This window comes from Vibrio cholerae ATCC 14035, assembly GCF_000621645.1.
GTDB classification, from domain to species: domain Bacteria; phylum Pseudomonadota; class Gammaproteobacteria; order Enterobacterales; family Vibrionaceae; genus Vibrio; species Vibrio cholerae.
The window spans coordinates 45419-64522 of the sequence record NZ_JHXR01000016.1 but is presented as its reverse complement, the minus strand read 5'-3'; the positions used below and the strand labels follow the sequence as shown (position 1 = coordinate 64522).

Below are 19104 nucleotides of genomic sequence, written 5' to 3'. Positions count from 1 at the left end.
TGTTTCTCTGGCTTTATTTTTGCCTAATATGGCAACAAATCACTGCGTTTAAATGTCAAATCAAAGAAAAACCTTGAGCTAACTGTGATTTATTGGCCATTTCTTTATTGTTTAGTCAACAATATCTATTAGAATGAGGCAAATTTCTCAAACTTGATTTGAGCTATACCCAAGCGACGCGCTAACCGATTGCACCGATTAAGCCAAGTTGTTCCATTACTACCTATAATCAAAAATAAAAGTGAATGGCCCAGCGGCTTAGTCCTGACTAAGAGATTGAAATTACGGATGAATACTGAACAGCAAGATTACAACCAAACTGAGACGACCGAGCAAGTAAATCAACCTGCCATCGAGAAAGTTGCTCCCGGCACTTTACTCAAGCAAAAACGTGAAGATTTGGGGCTGACTCAGCGCCAAATCGCTGACCGCCTCAGATTACGCCTTTCTATTATCCAAAGCATTGAAGAGAACCGTTTTGAAGATGGTCAAGTCGCCACTTTTACTCGCGGTTATTTGCGTTCGTATGCCAAAGCGGTGGGTATTCGTGAATCTGAGATCTTGTGTGCTTTTGATGACAGCTATTGCCAAAAGCCAGAAGTTCAGCCGGATATGAAAAGCTTCTCGAAAAAGACCAAGCGTCAGTTGCACGACAGCCGAATCATGCTGATCACTTGGGTGATCTTAGCGGTTATCGTCGGCATGTCGACCTTGTGGTGGTGGCAAAATAGCCAGAAGAACAGCTTAATCCCGGATAAAACAACCATTGCGCCGAGTGCTATTTCGGATATTCAGTCTAGCAATGACGCCAGTCTTGCCAATGAAGACTTCGCAACCGTTCCTCCACTCAATGAGCTACAAGATGCGGCGCCAGCCAGTGAAGAGGCACCGATGAGCCAAGAGTCTCTTTCTGGTGAGGCCAGTGAATTGACTCCGCCAGCACCGAATGAAGCTGATGTGGTGACAGATAAACCTGTGGTTGAAGAAACGGCGGCGGCACCAGTAGCACCTGCTCAGCCTCAAGGACAAACTCCAGTTCAGTCTCAAGCTCCAGTGGCGGCTGCGCCTGTGACTCAACCTGAAGCGGCGCCTAGTGCACCTAGTCAACCTGTAAGCTCTTCCACTGAGAGTGCTTCCGCACTGCTGGTGATGAATTTTTCTGCCGATTGCTGGATTCAAGTCAAAGATGCCACGGGCAAAATACTGTCAACGGGTGTGAAAAAAGCAGGGCAGAGTGTGAGTTTGAGTGGCCAGCGCCCTTATAAATTGGTGTTGGGTGCACCAGAAGGGGTTTCAATCACATTAGCGAGTGAACCCGTCGACCTTTCTGGGTATACTTCCGGCAAAGTAGCAAGATTGACCTTACCTTAGAAAAATGTCTATGCAACATGAGTCTCCTATCAAACGTCGCCCCTCGACACGTATCTATGTGGGCGACGTTCCTATTGGTGATGGTGCGCCCATCGCCGTACAGTCAATGACCAACACCCGAACCACTGACGTGGCTGCCACGGTTGCGCAGATCAAGTCTTTGGAAAAAGTGGGGGCGGACATTGTGCGTGTTTCGGTTCCGACTATGGAAGCTGCCGAAGCGTTCAAACTGATCAAACAACAAGTCTCTGTGCCTTTAGTGGCCGATATCCACTTCGATTATCGTATTGCGCTAAAAGTGGCGGAATACGGTGTGGATTGTCTACGCATCAACCCGGGCAATATCGGTAACGAAGCGCGGATTCGTTCGGTTGTGGATTGTGCGCGCGACAAAGGCATTCCGATTCGAATCGGGGTCAATGGCGGCTCGCTAGAAAAAGATCTGCAACTGAAATACGGTGAACCGACGCCAGAAGCCTTAGTGGAATCGGCGATGCGTCATGTGGATATTTTAGATCGCCTCAACTTTGATCAGTTCAAAGTCAGCGTAAAAGCCTCCGATGTTTTCCTTGCGGTAGACTCCTATCGACTGCTGGCGAAAAAGATTGATCAGCCTTTGCATCTTGGCATTACTGAAGCGGGGGGCGCGCGTGCTGGTTCAGTGAAGTCAGCCGTAGGCCTAGGTATGCTGCTTGCGGAAGGTATTGGCGATACGCTGCGTATTTCGCTGGCGGCCGATCCGGTAGAAGAAATCAAAGTTGGTTTTGATATTTTAAAATCGCTGCGCATTCGTTCGCGTGGCATTAACTTTATTGCATGCCCAAGCTGTTCACGTCAGGAGTTTGATGTGATTGGCACCGTGAATGCCCTTGAGCAGCGTCTAGAAGACGTGCTGACACCAATGGATGTATCAATCATTGGCTGTGTGGTAAACGGTCCCGGTGAAGCTGAGGTGTCTCACTTAGGCTTAGCGGGCAGTAATAAGAAAAGTGCGTTCTATGAAGATGGCGTGCGCCAGAAAGAGCGATTTGATAACGATGATCTCGTCGCTCAACTGGAAGCGAAAATTCGCGCTAAAGCCGCGCGATTGGATGAAAAAAATCGCATCGATATCAAGCACGTAGAACAAGATTAATCTCAACGATATAACGGTAAGAATTGTGGCAAAAACTATTCAAGCAATCCGAGGCATGAACGATTGTCTCCCAACCCAGTCTCCACTTTGGCAAAAAGTGGAAGGCGTGGTGAAAAATGTAATCAGCGCTTACGGTTACAGCGAAGTTCGTATGCCAATCGTTGAGATGACTCATCTATTTAGCCGCGCCATCGGTGAAGTGACCGATGTGGTGGAAAAAGAGATGTACACCTTTGAAGATCGCAATGGTGATAGCTTAACGCTGCGACCTGAAGGTACGGCGGGCTGTGTGCGCTCTGGTATCGAAAATGGTTTGCTGTACAACCAAGAGCAACGTTTGTGGTACATGGGACCGATGTTCCGTCACGAACGTCCGCAAAAAGGTCGTTACCGTCAATTCCATCAGTGTGGTGTTGAAGTGTTTGGTTTAGATGGCCCCGATGTGGACGCTGAACTGATCATGATGACGGCACGTCTGTGGCGCGAATTGGGTATTGCACAACATGTGCGTTTAGAGCTCAACTCGATTGGCTCTCTAGAGGCTCGCGCTAATTATCGCACCGCCTTGATTGACTATCTTGAGCAGTACCAAAACGTACTGGATGAAGATTGCAAGCGCCGCATGTACACCAACCCGCTGCGTGTGCTTGATTCGAAGAATCCTGATGTACAAGCGATTTTAGGTGATGCCCCTCAGCTCTCTGATTATCTCGATGCTGAATCAAAACAACATTTTGCGGGCTTGTGTGAACTTCTGGATGCGGCGGGTATCGAATACACGGTAAATCAACGTTTAGTTCGCGGCCTTGATTATTACAACCGCACGGTTTTTGAGTGGATCACCGAAAGTCTGGGATCGCAAGGTACCGTTTGTGGCGGCGGCCGCTATGATGGCTTGGTTGAACAACTGGGCGGTAAACCAACCCCTGCGGTAGGTTTCGCTATGGGCCTAGAGCGTTTAGTGCTGATGATGGAAACACTCGGTAATACGGATGTCCGTCGCAGCGTAGATGTGTATATGGTTACTGCAGGTGAAGGCACCATGATGGCGGGAATGAAGCTTGCGGAACAGTTACGTGAGCAAGTGCCCGGCCTACGTGTGATGACTCACTTCGGTGGCGGCAATTTTAAAAAGCAATTTAAACGCGCGGATAAAGTGGGCGCAGCGATTGCCTTGGTTTTGGGTGAAGATGAAGTTGCAGCCCAAACCGTTGTGGTAAAAGATTTGGCGGGAGGCGAGCAAAATACTGTTGCCCAAGCTGAAGTAGCTAAACTACTGGCACATTTAGCCTAATTCTCCTGCAGCACGTTTTAAATAAGAGGACAGGAAGTGGAACTCTACGATACTGAAGAACAACAAGTTGAAGCGATCAAAGATTGGTGGAAAGAGAACGGCAAAGCGGTGATCTTTGGCGCGGTAATTGGTCTTGGTGGCCTATTTGGCTGGCGCTACTATCAAGACTCTGTGGTTGCTGCGCAAGAAGCAGCATCGCAAAGCTACAGCAAAGCGATGGATGCACTGCAGGCAAAAGGCATTGAATCAGAAGGCACTATCCAAACTTTTATTGATGCCAATAAAGAGACCGAATACGCAGTTTTGGCTGCAATGCAGTTAGCCAAAGCTCAAGTGGACGCGGGTCAACTGGATGAAGCGTTAGCGCAATTGGAGTGGGCAAAAGGAGCAACCAAGGATGCTGCACTGAAACCTTTGCTGACATTCCGTGTTGCTCGCTTACAGGCTGAGCAAGGCCAATTTGATGACGCATTAACTCAGCTAACCAGCATTCAAGAGAAATCTTGGGCTGGCCGAGTGGCAGAGCTGCGCGGTGATATCTTGATGCGTAAAGGGGATAGTGCAGCTGCTTATGCCGCTTATACCGAAGCGCAACAGGCAGAGGATGCTAGCCAAACTCTGCAAATGAAACTGGATGATCTCGCGAAGTAAGGGCACTCCCTGATGAAGAAGCTGTTCAATCAAGTGCTGGTCGCTGCGGGTGTGTTAGCTCTGCTCGCGGGTTGTGCTAGTGAAGAAGAAAACGTCATTATGGCGCCGTTGCCTATCGTCAAAAGCGAATTTACGCCGAAAACGCTGTGGAGCGCTTCGGTGGGCGATGGTGTTGGGCACTATTTCTCAAAACTGGCTCCTGATTATGCTTACGACAAAGTCTTCGTGGCGAGTCGAGATGGGGTAGTAAAAGCACTTGATCCGCAAAACGGTAAAGTGATTTGGACCACGGATCTTGAGATTGAAGGCTCGGCACGCTTGTCCGGTGGTATTACCGCAGCGTTTGGTAAATTATTCATTGGTAGCGAAAATGGCGTAGTCAATGCTTTAGACGCAGAGACCGGCGAACCGCTATGGGCTTCAGCGATTGAAGGTGAAGTGTTAGCCGCCCCCGCGGCAGATAACAACATCGTTATCGTGAACACCAGCCGTGGTGCTCTGATTGCGCTTAACCAAGAAGATGGGGCGCAGAAATGGACGATCAGTACGGAAGTGCCTAACCTGACGCTGCGCGGTGATAGCCGTCCAACAGCGGTTGCGGGTGGTGTATTCTGGGGAACCCCAAGTGGTCGTCTGGCTGCGGCAATTGCTGAACGTGGTCAACTGATTTGGCAGCAACCTGTCGGTCAGCCAAAAGGTGCAACCGAGATTGATCGCCTTGTCGATGTGGATGCCTCCCCATTGGTCATCGGTGGCACGTTGTTTACGGTTGGATTTAACGGGCAATTGATCGCGATCGATTTACGTTCAGGCCAGCCAATCTGGAAACGCAATTACTCGTCAGCCACCGACATGGCGACGGATGGTAGCCGTCTTTATCTGGTTACCGATAAAGATCATCTGGTAGCGGTCGATACCCGCAGCGGTACCGAGCTTTGGAGTAATACTCAGTTAGAGCATCGTTTGCTCACTGCGCCAAAAATGATTGATGATTATTTGGTGGTCGGTGACGCGGAAGGTTATCTGCACTGGATTGATCGCAATAGCGGGGAATTTATTGCCCAGCAACTGGTTAATGACAGCGGCTTTGCAGTGGGTCCGCTCGCGCTGAATGACGGTTACGTCATCGTGACTCGTAATGGCCAGATAAAGAAGCTGACGATTCAACAGTAAATTGTGATATGATTCACACGCGGCTCCTGGCTGGAAACAGTTAGGAGCCGTTTTATTGCCAGTGGCATCAGATTGATGGAGAGAAACTGACCATCATAATGATGATAATGAAAGTGGTTATAGGTAAAAATTTAGCGCTTGTGACAGAGTGTTTACCTATAACTACATAAATGAAAGTTTGTAGAGGTTGTTATGGTACCTGTTGTTGCTCTTGTTGGGCGTCCAAACGTCGGTAAATCGACGCTGTTTAATCGACTCACTCGCACACGGGACGCATTAGTCGCGGATTTTCCCGGCTTAACGCGTGATCGCAAATACGGTCAAGCTAAGTTGGGTGAGCACGAATTTATCGTGATCGATACCGGCGGTATCGATGGCTCTGAAGAAGGCGTTGAGACCAAAATGGCACAGCAATCGCTCGCTGCGATTGACGAAGCTGATGTGGTGCTGTTTATGGTGGATGGCCGCGCGGGTCTGACGGTTGCAGATGAAGCGATTGCTCAGCATCTGCGCCGTATTGAAAAGCCAGCAATTTTGGTTGTGAACAAAGTGGATGGTATCGATGCGGATGCCGCTTCGGCGGAGTTCTGGCAACTCGGTATGGATCAGATGTACCAGATCGCCGCCGCGCATGGCCGTGGTGTGGGCGCATTGATTGACCGTGTGCTGAATCCGTTTGCTGAGCAAATGGAATCTGAGCAAGCTCAACTTGAAGATCTGACCAACGAAGAAGATCCAGAAGAAGAGCAGTTAGAGTACAGCGAAGAAGAAGCGGAAGCCGAATACAAGCGCCTGCAAGACTTGCCGATTAAACTCGCGATCATCGGTCGTCCAAACGTGGGTAAATCAACACTGACTAACCGCATTCTGGGTGAAGAGCGAGTCGTGGTTTACGATATGCCGGGAACCACGCGTGACTCTATCTACATCCCAATGAAACGTGATGAGCGTGAATATGTGTTGATTGATACTGCGGGCGTGCGTCGCCGTAAGCGTATCAATGAAACCGTTGAGAAGTTCTCGGTAGTCAAAACCTTACAAGCGATTGAAGATGCTAACGTGGTATTGTTGGTGGTCGACGCGCGTGAGAACATCTCAGATCAAGATCTTAGCCTACTTGGTTTTGCCCTAAATTCTGGCCGCTCCATTGTAATTGCGGTGAATAAGTGGGATGGTCTGAGTTTTGACGTCAAAGAACACGTGAAGAAAGAGCTAGACCGTCGACTGGGTTTCGTTGATTTTGCACGCATCCACTTTATTTCTGCACTGCATGGCACAGGTGTCGGTCACTTGTTTGAATCGGTGCAAGAAGCGTATCGCTCTGCAACCACGCGTGTGGGAACGTCTGTACTGACTCGTATTATGAAAATGGCCACCGATGATCACCAGCCGCCTATGGTGCGTGGGCGTCGTGTGAAACTGAAATATGCACACGCGGGTGGTTACAACCCACCGATCATCGTTATCCACGGTAACCAAGTCAACGAGCTGCCAGATTCATACAAACGTTATTTGATGAACTATTACCGTAAATCGCTAGAAATCATGGGTACACCAATTCGTATCCAGTTCCAAAATAGCGAAAACCCATTTGAAGGTAAGACGAATAAAATGACCCTCTCACAAGAGCGACAACGTAAGCGATTGATGAGCATGGTGAAAAACCGCAGAAAATAATTTATAAAGCCCAAGTTTACTTGGGCTTTTTTGTCTCTGAAGGAGAGAGATGCATGACCTATTGCGCAACAGAAGTCACCTTTCCACAAGGAATTACATCACTAGAGACTCAAGTGATGTTGCTTCAGACTCATCAAAATGGAATGGATATTGTCACCTACAGTACGCCTTTTCACCCTGTCAGTCATATTTGGCCCGATCATCCTGCTGACCGTGGAATCTTAATTTGGCAAGGTAGTGAGTATGCCGTCACTGACTGTGTCGTGGGGGCGATTGAACAAGCCTCGGGTCATTTGTACGTTGGAAATAATATCCCCGTAAAACGTGAAGAGAGCGGCTGGCTCTTTGTGGTCGTTCATCGTCTTGGCGAAGTCATAGCCGCATGCCAAGTGGGCGATAAGGTTCAGTTGCAAGTCGATACCCAATATCAAGCAAGTTTAAGCCGAGGTCATAGCGCAGGGCATTTAGGTTATTTAGCGCTCAATAAAGTCTTAGCACAGGGGTATTGGCGTAAAGATGCAGAGCGTAAAGACCCGCAGGGTTATTTTGACTTCAACAGCTATGCCCAAATCTCAAGTGATGTTACTCCTGATTGTTCAACCGATGTCTATCGTTTGGGGAAAACACTGCGTAAGCGAGGTTTAAATAGTGATGATGTGCTGAGAGATTTAAGTTTTATAGAACAAAAGACTAATGAACAGCTTGCGCAGTGGCTAGCTTTAGCCAGCCCAATTCGTCTTGAGTGCACGGGCTCAACCTTGACCGATTCACGTTATTGGGAATGTGACTTACATGAAGCCAATATCGCACGAATTCCTTGTGGAGGCACACACTGCAAGGGTTTAACCGCCTTTCAGTCGATCCAAGTGACACTGAAACAAGTCGATGAACAGCATATTGAGGCAGTCACTTGCGCGCAGCCCTCAGAATCTGAGTGATCTTTTTACTATATTCTGTCTTAAGTCTTAAATGGTTTTGTTTTTAGATTTTTATTCTTTTTAAAATTGAAATGCAGAATATGTAACTTATGCTTTCGGTGGGTGGTTATATAAAAGTTCTTTTCATGGCAGATCGCTGATCAAAACCTTTTGAGCAGAAGATCCGGTTAGGATCCTGCTTAAAAGAGTATCAGTTATTGGTTAATTAAGTCGCATCGATCTGAGTAGGCGTGATAAAGATCATGGCGTCGGATCCCATCTCGATGAATTATGTGATACAACGCAAAATGATAAGGAGAGTGCTATGGACAACCCATGTCCAACATGTGGCCAAGAATTAGAATGGACAGGTCAGTACCACTGCAGCGCTTGTACGGTAGATTACCGTAAAGTCGGATTTTGCCCTGAGTGTGGCAGTGAATTAGAAAAGCTACAGGCTTGTGGTGCGGCGAATTATTTCTGTAATCAGTGTAATGAGCTGAAATCGAAATCCAAAATCCGTTTTGTCTTCCAACCGCTTAACGGGAATTCACAGTAGAGAGAATCTCACCATCCATTAACTGGGTGACTAAAGTGTCACCCGGTTTCACTTGCGCGCTTTGGCGCACTAACTCACCTTGTGTGGTACGTGTCACCGAATAGCCACGGGCTAAGGCTGCAAGAGGGCTGACCGCATCCAACTTTTCACTCAACAAAGCGAGTTGATGGCGTGATTGGATCAAATAGCGTTGGATCGACTGATTTATTCGCTGCTCTTGCTGGATCAGATTAAAACGCTGCTGGCGGATCAAGTGAATGGGCGAATGGAGCTCGATCTTATGGCTTAAGCGATCCCAGCGTTGCTGCTGAGTTGCCAGACGTTGCTGCATCTTTTGCTCAAGACGCAGGCTGAGCTCATCAAGTTGCTGCTGCTGGCGCTCTAAACGAGCTTGAGGATGCTGTTTATCAAGCTTGTGCTGTAAACGGGCAAATTGCGTCTCTTGCTGCGCCAAATAATGGCGCATGGTGCTAGCCAGTTTGGCTTGCCATTGATGGAGTGCTTGCTGTTTATGGCGATGATCACGGCTGACCAATTCCGCCGCTGCTGATGGGGTAGGGGCACGCACATCGGCGACAAAGTCAGCGATCGTCACATCGATTTCATGGCCTACAGCACTGATAATTGGGATTTCACTCGCAGCGATAGTACGTGCCACGATTTCATGGTTAAAACACCACAAATCTTCCAAAGAGCCACCACCACGACCTACTATCAACACATCGCACTCGGCGCGTGTATTCGCACGACCAATCGCTTGGGCGATTTGAATAGCTGCCTCTTCACCTTGTACGAGAGTGGGGTAGATCACTACAGGCAGATTCGGGTCACGGCGCTTAAGCACGTGCAAAATATCGTGCAAAGCCGCGCCAGTCCGTGAGGTGATAATCCCCACGCAGCGTGGATTTTCCGGCAATGGTTTTTTACGTGTCTGAGCAAACAAACCTTCGGCGGCGAGCTGCATCTTCAGTTGTTCAAACTGCTGCTGCAGACGGCCATCCCCTTCCGGTTGCATGCTTTCAAGAATAATTTGGTAGTCACCGCGCGGTTCGTAAAGAGAAAGTCGAGCTTTAACTAATACTTGCTGACCATTTTGCGGTTTGAAATTCACCAGACGGTTATTGCCTTTGAACATAGCGCATTTAACCTGCGCTTGGCTGTCTTTTAAAGTGAGATACCAGTGACCAGAGACGGGAGCGGAGAAGTTGGAAATTTCACCCACCAACCAGACGATCCCCATTTCATTTTCCAGTAATAAACGAACTTCAGAATTTAAACGGGAAACGGTGTAGATATTTCGATTGGCGAGAGAAGAAGACAACGCTGATTCCTCAGACGTGGGTATGGAAATTAGCCGCAATATAATACATATCAAGGGGTGAAATGCAAATAAAAAATGAAAAAATGTGTAGTCAACCGATTGCCTCGGGCGTATAATCCGTCCGCAATATCAAATATAAATCCCTTTGTTACGCGAAACGATGAAGTGGATTTCCGTTGTTAACACTCCTGTTGTGAGATATTGCACATGCTACGAATCGCAAAAGAAGCTCTAACCTTTGACGATGTTTTACTCGTCCCTGCTCATTCCACCGTTCTTCCAAACACTGCCGATCTTCGCACTCGGTTAACCAAAAATATTGCGCTGAACATCCCTATGGTTTCTGCGTCTATGGATACTGTTACGGAAGCACGTCTTGCGATCGCTCTGGCTCAAGAAGGCGGCATTGGCTTTATTCACAAGAATATGTCGATTGAACAGCAAGCGGCTCAAGTTCACCAAGTGAAAATCTTTGAAGCGGGTGTGGTGACTCACCCTGTCACTGTCCGTCCAGAACAAACCATTGCTGATGTTATGGAACTTACCCATTACCACGGTTTTGCGGGTTTCCCTGTTGTCACTGAAAACAATGAACTGGTTGGTATAATCACTGGCCGTGACGTTCGCTTCGTTACTGATCTCACCAAATCTGTGGCTGCTGTGATGACGCCAAAAGAGCGCCTCGCGACAGTCAAAGAAGGTGCAACGGGTGCAGAAGTGCAAGAAAAAATGCACAAAGCGCGTGTTGAAAAAATTCTGGTGGTGAATGATGAGTTCCAACTCAAAGGCATGATCACCGCGAAAGATTTCCACAAAGCCGAAAGCAAGCCAAATGCGTGTAAAGATGAGCAAGGCCGTCTGCGTGTTGGTGCCGCTGTCGGTGCAGCACCGGGTAACGAAGAGCGTGTTAAAGCTCTGGTTGAAGCCGGGGTTGACGTTCTACTGATCGACTCTTCTCATGGCCACTCCGAAGGGGTTTTACAGCGTATTCGCGAAACTCGCGCAGCTTATCCACACCTTGAAATCATTGGTGGTAACGTGGCGACAGCTGAAGGTGCACGCGCACTTATTGAAGCGGGCGTAAGCGCAGTGAAAGTCGGTATCGGTCCTGGCTCAATCTGTACCACGCGCATTGTCACAGGCGTGGGCGTTCCACAAATTACTGCTATTGCTGATGCAGCGGGTGTGGCTAACGAGTACGGTATTCCTGTTATTGCTGATGGCGGTATTCGTTTCTCTGGCGACATTTCGAAAGCGATTGCGGCGGGGGCTTCTTGCGTTATGGTTGGCTCAATGTTTGCTGGTACTGAAGAAGCCCCAGGTGAAGTGATCCTTTACCAAGGCCGCTCTTACAAAGCCTACCGTGGAATGGGTTCACTGGGTGCGATGTCAAAAGGTTCATCAGATCGTTACTTCCAAACCGATAACGCGGCAGACAAGCTGGTTCCAGAAGGCATCGAAGGCCGTATCGCTTATAAAGGCCATCTGAAAGAGATTATCCACCAACAAATGGGCGGCCTACGCTCTTGTATGGGGCTGACTGGCTCAGCCACAGTAGAAGATCTGCGTACTAAAGCTCAATTTGTACGCATTTCTGGTGCGGGTATGAAAGAGTCTCACGTACATGACGTGCAGATCACTAAAGAAGCACCAAACTACCGTCTGGGTTAAGCGTAAACGTTTGCTTAAATGCTTGATGAGTGAATGTGAGGCGAGTAGACTCGCCTCCGTTGAAGAATCCCCCGTATTAATTCTCGGCTGATAAGACTGCTAAACAATGACTAAAAATATTCATGACCAACGAATTCTGATCCTCGATTTCGGATCTCAATATACCCAGCTAGTAGCCCGTCGCGTGCGCGAGATCGGTGTGTACTGTGAGCTGTGGAGCTGGGATGTAGAAGAGGCGGACATTCGCGAATTCAATCCTGACGGCATTATTCTTTCGGGGGGACCTGAAAGCGTGACCGAAGCTAATTCACCACGTGCCCCGCAATATGTGTTTGACAGTGGTGTGCCTGTCTTTGGTGTTTGCTACGGCATGCAGACCATGGCTGAGCAGTTAGGAGGCCGTGTTGCGACTTCTGATGAGCGTGAATTTGGTTATGCTCAGGTAAAAATTTCTGGCGAATCGGCGCTATTTAAAGATCTCGATCTCACGCAAGACGTTTGGATGAGCCACGGTGACAAAGTGGTCGAAATCCCAGCGGATTTCGTGAAAATCGGTGAGACCGATACCTGCCCATACGCTGCGATGGCCAATGAAGAGAAGAAATACTACGGCGTGCAGTTCCACCCCGAAGTGACACACACCAAAAACGGTTTACAGATGCTGGAGAACTTTGTTCTGGGCGTGTGTGGCTGTGAGCGTCTGTGGACGTCTGAATCCATCATCGAAGATGCGGTTGCTCGCATCAAAGAACAAGTGGGTAACGATGAAGTGATCCTTGGCCTGTCGGGCGGTGTCGATTCTTCTGTGGTTGCCATGCTGGTTCACCGTGCGATTGGAAGTAAGCTCACTTGTGTGTTCGTGGACAACGGACTACTTCGTTTAAACGAAGGCGAGCAAGTGATGGAGATGTTTGGTGATAAATTTGGCCTCAACATCATTAAAGTCGATGCAGAAGAGCGCTTCCTAAAAGCGCTAGAAGGCATTGATGAGCCTGAAGCAAAACGCAAAACCATCGGCCGTGTGTTTGTTGAAGTATTTGATGAAGAATCGAAAAAACTCAGCAACGCAAAATGGTTGGCGCAAGGCACCATCTATCCAGATGTGATTGAATCTGCCGCTTCAAAAACCGGTAAAGCGCATGTGATCAAATCGCACCACAACGTGGGCGGTTTACCTGATGACATGAAAATGGGCTTGGTTGAGCCACTGCGTGAACTGTTTAAAGATGAAGTGCGCAAGATTGGCCTTGAGCTTGGTTTACCTTACAACATGCTTTACCGCCACCCATTCCCAGGCCCAGGCCTTGGTGTGCGTGTACTGGGTGAAGTGAAGAAAGAGTACTGTGATTTATTGCGTCGTGCAGATGCAATCTTTATTGAAGAGCTGCACGCAGCGGATCTGTACAACAAAGTTTCTCAAGCCTTTACTGTGTTCTTGCCAGTGCGTTCAGTTGGTGTCATGGGCGATGGCCGTAAGTACGATTGGGTTGTGTCATTGCGCGCAGTCGAAACCATCGACTTTATGACCGCACATTGGGCACATCTACCTTATGAGTTCTTGGGTAAGGTTTCCAACCGCATTATCAACGAAGTGAATGGCATTTCTCGCGTAGTGTATGACATCTCAGGTAAGCCACCAGCGACCATTGAGTGGGAATAACTACTTAATAATGCGGATGAATATTCCGGATTAATCATATAAAACCTCAGGCATAGCCTGAGGTTTTTTCTTTTACAAGAGAATCTGTTGTTTTTGTATTTCCGTTCAAAGTCTTGATGTAGACCGCAAGCGTACGATTTACATCGGCTGGAAATGGCTCGCAATTCTGGCTTTTTTCTTATTTTTCACTATTAAATTAGTTATCAATAAGCCTACTCTCAAATGGATTTCCAAGTTGAGAGAGGGACTTTTATCCATGTTTAAACTCAAACATACCGCATGGTGGGTGGCCATGGCGTGTGCATTGCCTGCGCAAGCGGCGATGAATATTCAGCCTGATCCACAAAATCCTGGTGGATATTTGGTGGCTAAAGCGGATATTGCCGCAGCAGAACAAGCCAAAACCGCCAATCCTATGTATGCCATTTGGTCAAATGCCTTAGCGACCCGCGCCAATGCGATTGTTGATGCGATCGAGCCGGGACTGGCGACAAACCCTGATAACGTGAAACGGGTTGAACGCGTATTTCCTGAGTCTGAGTGGAATTTCCTCACTCACATGGCGGCACCTGAATACACTTATACCCGTTTCTTGCGTGCGATTGGCAAATTCCCGGCATTTTGTGCCGAGTATACCGATGGCCGCAATTCTGACGCGATTTGTAAAAAATCGATCGTGACCGCTTTTGCTCACTTTGCTCAGGAAACTGGTGGACACATCGCGAAGGACAACATTTCTGATAACCCATTAGCGCTGGAAGAGTGGCAACAAGCGCTGGTGCATGTGCGTGAAATGGGCTGGTCTGAAGGTCAAGAAGGTTATACCACGGGGTGTGGTCAAAATGACTGGCAGAACAAGAAGTGGCCTTGTGCTACTGGGCAAGGTTACTTTGGCCGTGGAGCAAAACAGCTTTCTTACCACTTTAACTACGGCGCTTTCTCCGAGGCTATGTTTGATGGTGATGCAACAGTATTGTTGAACAACCCCGGTTTAGTGGCTGATTCGTGGTTGAACCTTGCGTCTGCAATCTGGTTCTTCCTCACGCCACAAGCACCAAAACCTGCCATGTTGCATGTGATTGATCGTACTTGGGTGCCTTCACAGCGTGAAATTGATGCAGGGATTGGTTACGGTTTCGGCACCACGATCAATATCATCAATGGTGGTATTGAGTGCGGGGAGCAAAACAAAGATAAAGGGCAGCCGGTTAACCGTATTCGTTATTGGGAAGGCTTAGCGGCGCATTATCAAATCCCTATTGAAGCTGATGAGAAGAATACCTGCTGGCAGCAACTGCCTTACGGCAGCCTTAACCTCAATGGTGCGACCGATGTGCTTTACACAAACTGGGATGGTAACTGGAAATATTATCCAGATCGTCCGGGTGGCTACTCATTTGAATGTGAGTTGGTGGGGTTCCAAACCGCGTATTCTGCTTTGGTGGAAGGGGATTATGAGAAGTGTGTGACTAATCTGTATGGTTCACATGCGAGCTGGCCAAAAGTTCGTGTAGTGGAAAAACTTGATCCATTACCTACCGATCCGACAGATCCACCTGTAGGTGGTGCCCCTGCGTGGGAAGTGGGTAAGGTTTATAACTCAGGTGACAAGGTCAGTTATAAAGGTGCGGTTTACCAAGCTAAATGGTGGACACAAGGTGATGAACCTTCTAAAGGCGGGCCTTGGGCGTTAGTTTCTGGTGAGCCAACACCACCAACTGAGCCAACGCCAAGCGAGCCAGTACCTCCCACTGAACCTGTACCACCATCGGAGCCAACACCAGTGCCGCCGACAGAGCCAGCCCCTACGGATGCCATTGTGTGGCAACCTGGAGTCACTAAGGTCTCGAACGGCGATAAAGTGACCTATAACGGCCAATGCTTTATTACTAAGAACAGTCCAGGCGTTTGGGAGTCACCTACTCAATCTAACTGGTTCTGGGATAAGGTGTCCTGCTAAGTTGTTGTATTAAAAGTGTTTATTTCATCGCTCAACTTAGGTTGGGCGATTTTTTACTCGCATCTGTAACTAACTGTTTCAACAATCTAAGTTTCCAATAAGATCTTTTTTCTTTTATCTGCCTGTTAATTAAAATCCGCGCGTAATTTTTACAAACATTTTTGAATTCACACTCTGAAGGTAAGTTCACATGTCAACTAAGCTAGCCAACCCAGCACCACTCGGTCTGATGGGTTTCGGTATGACCACCATTCTGCTTAATATCCATAACGCAGGTTTTTTCCCAATCGACTCAATGATTCTGGCGATGGGTATTTTTTACGGCGGTCTGAGTCAAGTTATCGTCGGCATCATGTGCTTTAAACGTGGTGACACCTTCGGTACAACGGCATTTACTTCTTACGGTCTGTTCTGGCTGACGCTGGTTGGTTTGATCGTAATGCCACACATGGGACTGCCTGCAAGCCCTGCGCCTTTCATGGGGTGGTACTTGGCTCTGTGGGGCATTTTCACTGGCTTTATGTTCATTGGTTCTCTGTGCTACCCAACGGCGAAACAAGTGGTATTTGGTTCTCTGACCATCTTGTTTGCTCTGCTGGCTGCTCGTGATTTCACTGGTAGCGAGCTGATTGGTACTATCGCAGGTTTTGAAGGCATCTTCTGTGGCGCGAGCGCTATCTACTTCGCTATGGCACAAGTACTCAATAATGAATACGGCCGTGTTGTTCTGCCAATCGGCGAAAAACGTGTGCAGCCAGTGAAAGCGCAAGAGCTTGCTGCATAAGTCAAACATTTGGGAACATGTAAAGGGTTAGCCATCGGCTAGCCCTTTTTTATGGGCGATTTTCAACGGAGTGAGGAGAGGGAAGCTCACAACGTTTGGTGCTTATGAGCAATGAGAAGCGCCGCCATGAAGTGAAATTGGATTAAATGATAATTGTTATTATTTACATCCATGAGTGATGTTGTTAGCATCGTTGCATTATTGATCGGCAGAAGATTCGGCCGAATGGCTGCTTCTGCTGCGTCGTGCGATGACATAACAACACTAACAACGCTCAGTTGGCTGAGTATCAATAAGGATGATGTACTTTCATGGCTATTCCTAAAATCGCTTCTTACCCTTTACCCGTATCATTACCGACTAATAAAGTCGATTGGCGCATTGATGCATCGCGGGCGGTACTGCTTATCCATGATATGCAGGAGTACTTTGTACACTATTTTGACTCGCAGGCAGAACCCATCCCAAGTTTAATCAAGCATATACAACAGCTTAAAGCTCATGCCAAGCAAGCGGGGATCCCTGTGGTCTATACGGCTCAACCCGCGAATCAAGATCCTGCCGAGCGAGCACTATTGAGCGATTTTTGGGGGCCCGGTTTGAGTGAAGAGACGGCGATCATTGCGCCTCTTGCTCCAGAATCAGGTGATGTTCAGCTCACCAAATGGCGTTATAGCGCGTTTAAAAAGTCGCCGTTATTGGATTGGCTGCGTGAAACAGGGCGGGATCAGTTAATCATTACGGGTGTCTATGCGCACATTGGCATTCTCTCGACTGCGTTGGATGCCTTTATGTTCGATATTCAGCCTTTTGTGATTGGGGATGGCGTGGCAGATTTCTCGCTCAGTGATCACGAATTCAGTCTGCGTTATATCAGTGGTCGTACTGGTGCGGTCAAATCCACTCAACAAGCGTGTTTAGAGATTGCCGCCCAACACTCAAAGCTTACTGGCTTAAGCTTGCGAACCATGCAACACGATGTGGCCGCTGCGCTCAATCTGAGTGTGGATGAAGTGGATGTGCAGGAGAATCTTCTGTTTCTCGGTTTAGATTCGATTCGCGCGATTCAGTTGTTGGAAAAATGGAAAGCCCAAGGTGCTGATATTAGCTTTGCTCAACTGATGGAGCATGTCACTTTGCAGCAGTGGTGGCAGACCATTCAAGCCAATTTACATCAACCTTGCTCTGCGTGATTGAACGAGTTCCCTTCCTGCTTAACACACGGATTCTAAGTAGGAAGGGAACCGCTTATTCAAGGATTCCCTCTACTCACTCATTGTCTTTACATTGATTTCACGACATTAACGCTAAGCCGAGCGTGTCAAATCGACGACGAAGCGCGTTCTTATCGATTTTTCCAACCGATGTTTTGGGCAGTTGATCGATAAATTGGATTTGATCTGGGATTTTGTAATCGGCGAGCCCCGCTTGGTGTAAAAAACGTTTGAGCTGGATGGTATTCACCGACTGCTCGGGTTTGAGTACGATCACCGCGCAACTGCGCTCTCCTAGGTATTCGTCACTGATGGCAATTAAAGCGGCATCATGCACTGCTGGATGATGTAAAAGCTGATTTTCCACCTCTTCGGCGGCAATCTTTTCCCCTCCACGATTGATCTGATCTTTGGCCCTTCCGGTGACAATCACGTAACCTTCGCTACTGAGTTTGACTTTATCGCCGGTGATGTAAAAACCTTGTGCATTGAACGCTCGTTGATTGTGCTGATCAGCTCGATAGTAACCGCGAATCGTATAGGGACCTTGGGTTAACAGATACCCTTCTTCTCCGCTGGCGACAGGTTGACCCTGCTCATCAACCACCAGTAATTGATCGTGAGCGGAGATAGGCCGACCTTGAGTTGTAGCAATCAGTTCCGCACTGTCATCCAAACGAGTGTAATTGACCAAGCCTTCTGCCATTCCAAACACTTGTTGCAATTGGCAGCCTAGCGCTTTCGGCAGACGCCTTGCGGCCGCTTCACTAAATTTTGCCCCGCCTACTTGCACAAAGTGCAATGAGGAGAGATCGTAGGTGCTTTTTTCTGCGTGATCCATCCAGAGTAGTGCTAAAGGCGGCACCAACGCGGTAACAGTAATTTTATGCTGTTCTATCAATTTAAACGCGTGTTGGGGTGACGCATCTTGACTGAGGACAACGCAGCCACCCGCCCAGAAAACACCGAGTGCGCCGGGGGAGCTGAGAGGGAAGTTATGTGCCGCGGGCAGTACGCACAGATAGCGAGTATGCTGATCAAAACGGCAAATTTCGACACTGGCGGTTACGCTGTAGGCGTAATCATTGTGGGTACGCGGGATGAGCTTGGGCGTGTCCGTTGTGCCACCGGAAAGTTGGAAAAAGGCGATTTGATTCGGGTCGGCATTCGCTTGACAAGATGATGCCGAGTAGCAACTCGCCAGTTCAATAAATTTTGGATCTGTCACTCGAGTTTGGCCGCGTACAATCACAGTCTGCAGTGTTGGGCAGCAAGCAAGCAGCTCTTGCGCCAAAGCTTGATAGTCAAATGGTCGCTGAGCGCCATCAATGAGGTAAGCTTTGGCTTGGCTGTGCTGACAAAAATAGCGAATTTCCGCTAAACGGTGAGCGGGGAGCGCCAGAATCGGTCGTATGCCTTGGCGCAGCAAAGCGAAAAAGCATAAATAGAATTCCGCAACATTGCCTAATTGCAGCACTACGTTATCGCCACAGCCTAGCCCAAGTTCGGTAAATCCGGCAGCAAGCTGCTCAATACGTTCGAGCATGGCTTGGTAACGCCACTGCTGATTATCACCGACCAGCGCAAGCGCATTGGGGGTACGCTCAGCACTTTGCTGTAAGTAATCGAGCAAGGTTTTATCTTGCCAGTAGCCTAACTGACGGTATTGAGCGGCAAGTGCCTCTGGCCAAGGGGTAAAATCGGTTGTCATTCTTAT

Annotated in this window: 15 protein-coding genes; 13 read left to right on the top strand and 2 right to left on the bottom strand. The window is 48.3% G+C overall.

Features of this window, described 5'->3' with window-relative positions; translation table 11 throughout:
* The first annotated feature begins 288 nt into the window (after nt 1–288).
* From rodZ to T411_RS0110325, 8 genes are all read left to right on the top strand, one after another.
* Complete coding sequence (gene rodZ, locus T411_RS0110360; RefSeq protein ID WP_001091138.1) at nt 289–1371, top strand: cytoskeleton protein RodZ; 1083 nt, start codon at nt 289–291, stop codon at nt 1369–1371.
* Between the two features lie 10 nt (nt 1372–1381).
* Complete coding sequence (gene ispG, locus T411_RS0110355) at nt 1382–2506, top strand: flavodoxin-dependent (E)-4-hydroxy-3-methylbut-2-enyl-diphosphate synthase (protein WP_001163464.1); 1125 nt, start codon at nt 1382–1384, stop codon at nt 2504–2506.
* Nucleotides 2507–2531: 25 nt separating this feature from the next.
* Nucleotides 2532–3800 (top strand): histidine--tRNA ligase, encoded by a 1269-nt coding sequence (hisS, locus tag T411_RS0110350; RefSeq protein WP_001140461.1) that lies wholly within the window; start codon nt 2532–2534, stop codon nt 3798–3800.
* Nucleotides 3801–3836: 36 nt separating this feature from the next.
* Entirely contained in the window at nt 3837–4451 is a 615-nt protein-coding gene (locus T411_RS0110345) for a YfgM family protein (protein WP_000424767.1), read from the top strand.
* 12 nt (nt 4452–4463) lie between these two features.
* Nucleotides 4464–5624, top strand: a complete 1161-nt coding sequence (gene bamB, locus T411_RS0110340; RefSeq protein ID WP_000732723.1) for an outer membrane protein assembly factor BamB — start codon at nt 4464–4466, stop codon at nt 5622–5624.
* A gap of 192 nt (nt 5625–5816) precedes the next feature.
* Nucleotides 5817–7301 (top strand): ribosome biogenesis GTPase Der, encoded by a 1485-nt coding sequence (der, locus tag T411_RS0110335; RefSeq protein WP_000249403.1) that lies wholly within the window; start codon nt 5817–5819, stop codon nt 7299–7301.
* Between the two features lie 53 nt (nt 7302–7354).
* Complete coding sequence (locus T411_RS0110330) at nt 7355–8239, top strand: alanyl-tRNA editing protein (RefSeq protein WP_000220475.1); 885 nt, start codon at nt 7355–7357, stop codon at nt 8237–8239.
* A 304-nt stretch (nt 8240–8543) separates the two neighbouring features.
* Complete coding sequence (locus T411_RS0110325; RefSeq protein WP_000369855.1) at nt 8544–8777, top strand: zinc ribbon domain-containing protein; 234 nt, start codon at nt 8544–8546, stop codon at nt 8775–8777.
* Here T411_RS0110325 and xseA read toward each other — a convergent pair.
* Nucleotides 8758–10098: an exodeoxyribonuclease VII large subunit gene (gene xseA, locus T411_RS0110320; protein ID WP_000099130.1), complete on the bottom strand. Its 1341-nt coding sequence runs from the start codon at nt 10096–10098 to the stop codon at nt 8758–8760. The genes T411_RS0110325 and xseA overlap by 20 nt on opposite strands.
* Nucleotides 10099–10305: 207 nt before the next feature.
* On the opposite strand from xseA, the gene guaB reads away from it, so the two are divergent.
* From guaB to vibB, 5 genes are all read left to right on the top strand, one after another.
* On the top strand, nt 10306–11769 hold the full coding sequence (gene guaB, locus T411_RS0110315) for an IMP dehydrogenase (RefSeq protein ID WP_000944163.1): 1464 nt from the start codon (nt 10306–10308) through the stop codon (nt 11767–11769).
* 106 nt (nt 11770–11875) lie between these two features.
* Nucleotides 11876–13429, top strand: coding sequence for a glutamine-hydrolyzing GMP synthase (gene guaA / locus T411_RS0110310; RefSeq protein ID WP_000164597.1), 1554 nt, complete (start codon nt 11876–11878; stop codon nt 13427–13429).
* Between the two features lie 256 nt (nt 13430–13685).
* Nucleotides 13686–15389 carry a chitinase gene (locus T411_RS0110300; RefSeq protein WP_000475487.1) on the top strand — a complete coding sequence of 568 codons (1704 nt, stop codon included), beginning with the start codon at nt 13686–13688 and terminating at the stop codon, nt 15387–15389.
* A 190-nt stretch (nt 15390–15579) separates the two neighbouring features.
* The gene (locus T411_RS0110295; RefSeq protein WP_000104914.1) at nt 15580–16173 is read left to right on the top strand and encodes an acetate uptake transporter; all 594 of its coding nucleotides are present in this window, start codon (nt 15580–15582) and stop codon (nt 16171–16173) included.
* A 311-nt stretch (nt 16174–16484) separates the two neighbouring features.
* A complete protein-coding gene (gene vibB / locus T411_RS0110290) occupies nt 16485–17366 on the top strand; it encodes a vibriobactin biosynthesis bifunctional isochorismatase/aryl carrier protein VibB (RefSeq protein ID WP_000997093.1) in 882 nt (293 codons plus the stop codon).
* Nucleotides 17367–17466: 100 nt separating this feature from the next.
* On the opposite strand, the gene T411_RS0110285 is transcribed toward vibB, so the two are convergent.
* Entirely contained in the window at nt 17467–19098 is a 1632-nt protein-coding gene (locus T411_RS0110285; protein ID WP_000205542.1) for a (2,3-dihydroxybenzoyl)adenylate synthase, read from the bottom strand.
* Between the last annotated feature and the right edge of the window lie 6 nt (nt 19099–19104).